Origin of the sequence: uncultured Wocania sp., assembly GCF_964021735.1 — a bacterium.
GTDB lineage: Bacteria > Bacteroidota > Bacteroidia > Flavobacteriales > Flavobacteriaceae > Wocania_A.
On the sequence record NZ_CAXIBN010000156.1, the window covers coordinates 1 to 7,369 of the forward strand.

Below are 7,369 nucleotides of genomic sequence, written 5' to 3' on the forward strand. Positions count from 1 at the left end.
TTTTAAGAAAATATAGTTATAAAAATAACGGTAAAAGCTGATACTTTTAAAATCGTTTCTATACTTGAAGTAAATTGATATTGGCATATTTTTAAACGTTGTCTTATACCAAAAAGTGATTGTGAAGTTGTATTGTTTAAATTCTTTCTTACAAGTTTTTTGTAATTAGAGTTTAATAAGCCTTCTGAATTAACTTGATTTTCAATTACTTTAGATTCTGGTTCTAAATCTTCTACTTTTAATACTAATTCCATGATACTATTTTTTAATACTGAAACAAGTTCAGCACATGTTGGTTTATACAAAAAAGACGATTAACCAATAAAAATGTTACATCAAAGCTCTTATAAACTATTAAAAATCAAACACAAAGGAAGCTTAACATTTATAAATACTAATAAGTATTAATTTCAAAAAAGTTATTATTTAATCATAACTTCTATTTCTTTTGTATTCGAAAACTGCTAAAAATCCAGCTAAAACAAAAAGCATTATAGCTTTAAAATAATCATCAATAACTAATACTCTATCTAAATTCAGAATCAATATAACCACAACAATTGATACTAATGTTACTGCTTTCTTCATTTATATTATTTTTAGGTTAAGTTTATTTTTAATTACAATATGTATCAATATTTATACCAAAACACTATTCTCCTTAAAAGATAATTAGATTAGTATTTGATATTTCAAATCGAATTTATACTAGACAAAAAGATTATAAAATGAGAGCGGGCTATAATCTTACAACAAAGAAACGAAACCTTTAAAGGTTAACTGTAAAAAAAGAGTTAAATTATTATCTGTTACGCCAAAAGAAAGGCGTAAATAAAATAAGTACTGTAAAAAGTTCCAAACGCCCTATTAGCATTAAAAAACTACACCACCATTTGCCAATGCTCGGCAAATTAGCATAGTTATTTACGGGTCCAAAATCGCCCAAGGCAGGTCCAACATTCCCTAAGCTTGATGCCGCTAAACCGATTGAAGATTGAAAATCTATTTCCATCATAGAAAACCCTAAAGCACCAACAATAAAGGATAACATATATAATATAAAAAAGGCAAGAACATTAAATACAATATCGCCAGAAATAGATTTGGTGTTATAACGCACTGGTATAATAGCATTTGGATGTAACGTACGTTTAAATTCTAAAAAACCATTTTTAATTAATATTAAATGTCTAACAACTTTTACACCTCCAGATGTACTACCTGCCGACCCACCCAAAAACATGAGTCCGAAAAAAAACACCACTAAAAAAGGGGTCCACATAGTAAAATCAGCAGTCACAAAACCAGTAGTGGTAATTACCGATAGCACTTGAAACAACCCGTGTCGAAAGGCACTTTCTGCTTCACCCCAAACCATAGGATGCGCAATAGATGATGCTGATATATCTGCCCTAAAATATATGATGAGTGCAGCTATAATTGTAAAAACACTTATAAATTTAAAATAGAGTTTAAATTCTTCGTCATGTATTATTTTTTGAATTTTTCCTTTAAATGCAAAATAACTTAGCACAAAATTTGTACCAGCCAAAAACATAAAAATAATAATAATATATTGAATAATAGGTTGGTCGTTCCAATAAGCGACACTAGCATTTTTAGTTGAAAACCCACCTGTTGACAGCGTACACAAGGCATGATTAATAGCATCAAAAAAAGACATACCTGCGACTTGCAATAATATAGTTTCGGCTGCAGTATATCCAAAATAAATAAGCCATAAACGTTTAGCGGTATCGGTAATTCTTGGGTGTAATTTATCGGCACTTGGTCCAGGAGCCTCGGCTGCAAACAACTGCATCCCTCCGATTCCGAGTAATGGTAAAATAGCAATGGCGAGTACAATAATTCCCATACCACCAATCCAGTGTGTTAAACTACGCCAAAACAAAACACCTTTTGGCACCGCTTCAATATCATTTAAAATTGTAGCTCCAGTTGTTGTAAAACCAGACATGGTTTCGAAAAAAGCGTTTACAAAACTCGGGATGCTTCCTGTAAAAATATAGGGCAACGTACCTGCAAGAGCCATAATAACCCAACCAAAGGTTACAACAATATAGCCTTCGCGCTTATTCATTTCTTTTTTATGGCGTCTGGTAAAAAACATAACCAGTACTCCAGCTATTAATGTTACAATACCCGCTAAAAATAACTGCAATGTAACACCATCTTTATAAATTAAACTAATGAGCGATGCGAGTAACACAAAACCACCATTGAATAATAACAGGAGTCCGAAAAAATGAAAAATGATTTTGTAATTAAGTTTCATGTTTTAGAGGAATAACTTTTCCACACCTTTTATAGATTTAAGTAAGCTACAAACCACCACGCGATCGCCTTCTTGAATTTTAAAATCGCCTAAAGCTATTAAACCTACTCCATTTCTAATAACACCTCCAATAATTGCTGATCTCGGAAAATCAATATCTTTTATAACTTTATTGCATATAACTGATGTTGCTTTAACTTCAAACTCTAATAACTCTGCATTCATATTATTTAATTTGGTCATAGCAACCACTTCTCCTTTACGTATATATCTAAAAATATTATTTGCGGCTAATAGTTTTTTATTGATCAGTGTATCGATACCGATGGATTGAGATAATTCAAAATAATCCATATTTTCAACCAAAGCAATAGATTTTTTTACACCTTTAGATTTAGCCACTAAGCATGACATTATATTTGTTTCGGAATTATCTCCTACGGCTACAAAAGCATCCATATCGCTAATATTTTCTTCATCTAGTAAATCTACATTTCTACCATCACTATTAATTACTAAAACATTTGGTAAAGCATCAGCAATATCAAAAGCTCGTTCCTTATTTCCTTCAAAAAGCTTAACATTAAATCCTTTTTCACTTAAATCTCTTGCCGATTTATATCCTATTTGTGTACCTCCAAGAATCATCACATTTTTAATTTCGGCATTTGCTTTTCCTGTAAGTTTACAAAGTTCGTCTGCACCACCTTCAGAGGTTATAAATACTACATTATCACCCTCTTTAAACTTAGTATCTCCGCGAGGAATAATAGTAAACTGAGTCCCTGCACGTTGAATAGCAATAGGCACAAAGTGAATTTCTGGAAAAATTTTAGCCGCTTGTTTTACCTTTTTACCAATAAAAGAAGCTTCTTTAGACAAGGTTAAACCTGCCATAGTAAGCGCACCTTCTTCAAACTCGTAATTATCATTAAAAGAAGATGGTTTAAGCGATAATTCAATCTCTGAAGCGGCTAAAGCTTCGGGAGAAATAAGCTCATCAATTCCAAATTTAGTAAATCCAACTTCATCTTTATGATTTATAAATTCGGTATTAGATATTCTAGCAATGGTTCGTTTTGATCCTAATTGCTTTGCCAAAACACATACCGTAATATTTGTAGTTTCTGAAGCTGTTACACCAATTAACAAGTCGCTCGTATCAACACGCGCTTCTTTTAAAATAGCAATTGATGTTGCGTCACCTTTAATAACTTTTATATCTAAATGGGTGTCGGCGTAGGCAAGACTTTCCTTATTCGTGTCTATTAAAGTAATCTCTTGAGATTCGTAAGACAGTAATTTTGCTAAATGAAATCCAACTTCACCAGCTCCAGCAATAATAATTTTCATTATTTATATATCATAAAAAGTATAACAAATATACTATAAAATAAATATTGCTACGTCACTAATAGTCAATATAATATTTGCAAACCTATTGCATAATGCTTTTGTAAAAGTTTATATTTGTCCAAAATTTACAGATTTGTCAAAAATTAAACCGTACAAGAATAGCGAATTAGGAAAAAAGGAGCAGGTTACCAAAATGTTTGATACCATTTCTGGTGATTACGATAATTTAAACCGTGTGATTTCTTTTGGAATAGACATTAAATGGCGCAAAAAAGTGGTGAAATTGGTTAAAGAAAAACAACCAAAAACCATTCTAGATATTGCCACAGGAACTGGAGATTTAGCTATTAATTTAGCAGAAACAGATGCTACCAAAATTGTTGGGTTAGATATTAGCAGTGGCATGTTAGACATTGGTAGAGAAAAGATTAAAAAGAAAGGTTTAAAACAAAAAATTGATATGGTTTTAGGCGATTCTGAAAATATGCCTTTTAACGATGATACCTTTGATGCCATTACTGTTGCATTTGGCGTACGTAATTTTGAAACTTTAGAAAATGGCTTAAAAGAAATACTTCGCGTTTTAAAGCCTAACGGTATTTTTGTGATTTTAGAAACATCAATGCCTGACAAGGCACCATATAAGCAAGGTTATAATTTTTACACAAAAAACATTTTACCTCTTATTGGTAGGATATTTTCTAAAGATAGAAGTGCATATAAATACCTATGCGAATCGGCATCTGTTTTTCCTTATGGTGAAGCTTTAAACAATATTTTACGTGAAATTGGGTTTACTAATGTTGAAGATTTACCGCAAACCTTTGGAGTAGCGACTATCTATACAGCATCAAAACAATAAAAAATGAAGAACCTTTTTCTCTTATTAGCATTCCTTTTAGTCGCTCAAACCTCTAATGCGCAATTGTTTAAAAAAGAAAAGGTGACTTATGATGCAAATTCAGGAAGAGGCACCACAGATAATAATTTACTGCGTTGGGGCTATTTTTTAGGCATTAATAATTACGATTTTAATTTTGATTACAACGAAGATTTACGTGATATTTATGTAAAAAGAAGCCCTGGTTTTAGTGTTGGTTTAATAGGAAATCTACGTATAAACAAGTTTATAGATTTACGCTTAGAACCTGGTTTATTAATTACTACTAGAGAGTTATATTATAGCCAAACATATTTTGAAGGCGTTACTGATTTAAAAAATTCAGATTTAACAAGAGAGGTTAAATCTACTTACATACATATTCCCCTGTTAGTAAAAGTTTCAACAAAACGTATTAATAATTTTAAGCCTTTTATTGTTGGAGGGTTTTCTACGGCTTTAAATCTTTCAAGTAACGAAACCAATCCAAACGATAATAGCAATGGGCAATTTAGAACCAAAAAAAATATGCTGTTTTATGAGCTTGGTTTTGGTATAGATTTGTATTTATACAATTTTAAATTTACACCTTCTATTCGTGGGCTTTTTGCTATTAATGACGAACTTGTTAGAGATGCAGACCCAAATAGCCCATGGACAAGTAATATTGCTAGTATGAAAACAAGAGGTGTGTTTATTAATTTTACGTTTCAATAAAAAAAATTAGTTGGCAGTATTTAGTCTACAGATAGCAGTTACTGTGTAACTTAAAATAAATCATTAATAAATACGATATTTTAATTTTCCGCCAAAAACGCAAAATTTAAAAAGCCTAACATAATTCATAACTACTCCAGCTACAGACTGCAGACTGAATACTGCCGACTGAAGACTAATTCACCTCCTAAACTCACTCAACAAAATAGCAGTTGCGGTTGCTACATTTAAACTTTCAGTAGCTTGTATATCGCCAAATCTAGGAATGGATATTTTTTCGTTTATAATAGCCTCAACTTCTTTTGAAATACCATTGGCTTCATTTCCCATAACCAAAACACCAACTTTGGGCAATTGTTTATTGTACACGTTTTCGCCTTCCATAAAAGCTCCAAAAACTGGTAAATTTACTTCGTTTAAAAAATCAACCAAATCCACATAATTTATATTAACTCTAGTTATTGAACCCATTGTAGCTTGTATTACTTTAGGGTTAAAGCAGTCAACCGTTTCTTTGCTACAAACCAAATCTGTAATACCAAACCAATCGCAAAGTCTAATAATTGTACCTAAATTCCCTGGATCTCTAATGGCATCAAGTGCCACAATTAATCCGCTTGTATTTACAGACTTTGGCACTGGAATTTTAAAAACGGCGAGGGCTTTATTTGGCGTAGTTAAAAAACTAATGCGTTTTAATTCTGCATCAGAAATTAAAATTTCATCTTTGGCATCAATATTGAATGTTTCAGTCGTATATAATGCTTGAAGCGTTAATTTAGATTGTAATAGTTCTTGTATTGTTTTTATGCCCTCAACAACAAAAAAACCATGCTGCAATCTATATTTTTTTTGCTTTAAACGCGTTATTAATTTTATCTGGTTTTTAGAGAGCATTAAATCTTTTTTTATATTATTCATTTTAATTTTATAAAGAAATGAAAAATATTAATAAAGGTTACATCACACTTAAATTATTTAGGTGTTTTTCTGAGGAAATAATGTATTTTTGAGCTTATAATAAGCTTTATTATTTCTTTTAATTGAAACAAACTCTTAAACTATAATTTGAATTAAATATAATTTCGTTTGCAACAACAATTCTTAAAAATACTACTATTAATTTTTATTACAGGATATGTTACATCTTGTAATACCGTTAAAAGAGTTGCCGATGATGAGCATCTACTTGTAGAAAATACAGTATACGTAAACGATAAAAAGAATAATACAGAAACTATAACCAACTTATTGCACCAAAAACCAAACAGCAAACTCCCATTAATTGGTAATTTAAGGCTAAACATATATAATTTAGCACGCCCAAATAGAGATTCTATTTTTGAAGCATGGTTAGACAAAAAACCTAAAAGACGTGAGCGTTTAAGAAAAGTATATTCTCAAAAACAAGTAGACAGACTTAAAACATCTGCTTTAGGCTTTAATAATTGGCTAAAAAAAACAGGAGAGCCACCAGTAATTGTTGACGAAGAAAAAACAAAAAAAACTGCAAAACGTTTAGAAGCCTATTATAAGTTTAATGGTTGGAGTAATGTTGATGTAAATTATGATATCCAAAAAAAAGATAATAAACGCGCAAGTATTGATTATTTTGTAAAACATGGTAAACCTTACATCATAGATTCTATTACAAAAAGTATTAAATCGCCTGTTATAGATTCCTTATACGAAAAAGTTAAAGGAAGAGCTTTAATAAAACAAAATGACCAATATGTTATTCCTGTTTTAGGTTCAGAACGTAATAGAATTACTAGTGAAATGCGTAATTCTGGCGTATATCATTTTAATCAAGACTATATTCGATTTACAGTTGATACGATTGACACCAATAAAAAAGCAAATATTGATGTTATCATTCAAGATAGAGCTATTAGAACTCAAGACACTATTACACGAGAGCCTTTTAAAATTTATACCATTAAAGACGTCAATATTATAACTGATTACACTTATGAAAACAGAAACAAACCATTTCTAGATTCTATTTCATATGGTGGTTACAAATTACTAAGTTATGGAAAAATGAAGTATAGACCAAGAGCAATAACGGATGCTGTTGTTATTAATCCAGGTACCATTTTTCAAGACATTGATAGAAC

At 30.8% G+C, this 7,369-nt stretch carries 7 protein-coding genes and 1 pseudogene; 3 read left to right on the top strand and 5 right to left on the bottom strand.

Annotation, left to right across the window (positions count from 1 at the left end; translation table 11 throughout):
* Nucleotides 1–2 precede the first annotated feature (2 nt).
* The 4 genes from AADI82_RS12210 to trkA form a co-directional block, all read right to left on the bottom strand.
* Nucleotides 3–254, bottom strand: coding sequence for a hypothetical protein (locus tag AADI82_RS12210; protein ID WP_341216711.1), 252 nt, complete (start codon nt 252–254; stop codon nt 3–5).
* Nucleotides 255–426: 172 nt separating this feature from the next.
* Nucleotides 427–588 carry a hypothetical protein gene (locus AADI82_RS12215; protein ID WP_341216712.1) on the bottom strand — a complete coding sequence of 54 codons (162 nt, stop codon included), beginning with the start codon at nt 586–588 and terminating at the stop codon, nt 427–429.
* Nucleotides 589–802: 214 nt separating this feature from the next.
* Nucleotides 803–2,296, bottom strand: coding sequence for a potassium transporter TrkG (locus AADI82_RS12220; protein ID WP_341216713.1), 1,494 nt, complete (start codon nt 2,294–2,296; stop codon nt 803–805).
* A gap of 3 nt (nt 2,297–2,299) precedes the next feature.
* Nucleotides 2,300–3,649 (bottom strand): Trk system potassium transporter TrkA, encoded by a 1,350-nt coding sequence (gene trkA / locus AADI82_RS12225; RefSeq protein ID WP_341216714.1) that lies wholly within the window; start codon nt 3,647–3,649, stop codon nt 2,300–2,302.
* Nucleotides 3,650–3,785: 136 nt separating this feature from the next.
* Here trkA and ubiE point away from each other — a divergent pair, with 136 nt between their 5' ends.
* Entirely contained in the window at nt 3,786–4,514 is a 729-nt protein-coding gene (ubiE, locus tag AADI82_RS12230) for a bifunctional demethylmenaquinone methyltransferase/2-methoxy-6-polyprenyl-1,4-benzoquinol methylase UbiE (protein ID WP_341216715.1), read from the top strand.
* A gap of 3 nt (nt 4,515–4,517) precedes the next feature.
* Entirely contained in the window at nt 4,518–5,249 is a 732-nt protein-coding gene (locus AADI82_RS12235) for a porin family protein (RefSeq protein WP_341216716.1), read from the top strand.
* A gap of 180 nt (nt 5,250–5,429) precedes the next feature.
* On the opposite strand, the gene AADI82_RS12240 is transcribed toward AADI82_RS12235, so the two are convergent.
* Complete coding sequence (locus AADI82_RS12240) at nt 5,430–6,146, bottom strand: RNA methyltransferase (protein WP_341216717.1); 717 nt, start codon at nt 6,144–6,146, stop codon at nt 5,430–5,432.
* A gap of 192 nt (nt 6,147–6,338) precedes the next feature.
* Between AADI82_RS12240 and AADI82_RS12245 the strand changes: the two are divergent.
* Nucleotides 6,339–7,369: pseudogene (locus AADI82_RS12245) on the top strand (outer membrane protein assembly factor); the annotation flags it as partial.